The following is a 723-nucleotide window of genomic DNA, read 5'->3' as shown; positions in this document are numbered from 1 at the left end:
TCATAATTATATTATAATTATAATATAATTATAATGTCAATAGGATTTTTGACCAAATGATATATAAAGTTAACCCTCTACCTAAACGGATTATAAAACCTGCTTGAGCAGGTTGAGGTGTTTGCGAAGGGGGGATCGGCAAGGATTCAGAGGTAGACACAAATTGTGACCACCCTGAAAGAAATGGAAGATTTGGAGAAAAAAGCAAAGTAACCGGAAGATATTCCTATTGACACTTAGCACAATAATGGCTATAATTATGATAACATTTTCTAGGAGGGTTCTATGCCTACAATACCTAAAATTCGTCCTGTTTCCGACCTTAGAAACAAATTCAGCGATATATCACGGTCGGTGCATGAGACCAATACGCCGGTTTTTTTAACTAAAAATGGCCGTGGTGATATGGTTGTGATGAGTCTGGCGGCTTATGAACAGAATCTTTTTGAGTCTGAAATTTATCTTAAACTAAAAGAAGCGGAATATCAGGCCGCATCGGTAAAAAAACGTTATACCCATGATGAAGTAATGACCGAACTGCGAAAAAAAATAACAGGAAAAAAAACACGCAGGAAAAGTCCGACAAATGTATAAAATCCATTACCTTCCTCTGGCGCTGGATGATTTAAAGGATATTGTAGGCTACATAGCCAATACTCTGGAATCGCCTAGGGCTGCGGAAAATTTTCTTTCAAAACTTGATAAAGAAGTTCTTAAAATAGC

At 36.8% G+C, this 723-nt stretch carries 1 protein-coding gene; it reads left to right on the top strand.

Annotated features, from left to right (window positions below):
* The first annotated feature begins 285 nt into the window (after positions 1 to 285).
* Positions 286 to 594, top strand: a complete 309-nt coding sequence (locus tag ACYVTD_RS14460; RefSeq protein ID WP_461248417.1) for a type II toxin-antitoxin system Phd/YefM family antitoxin — start codon at positions 286 to 288, stop codon at positions 592 to 594.
* Positions 595 to 723 lie beyond the last annotated feature (129 nt).

Source organism: Treponema sp. R6D11 (genome assembly GCF_054786075.1).
The sequence above is the reverse complement of the archived record's forward strand: the minus strand, read 5'-3'. Positions and strand labels throughout refer to the sequence as shown.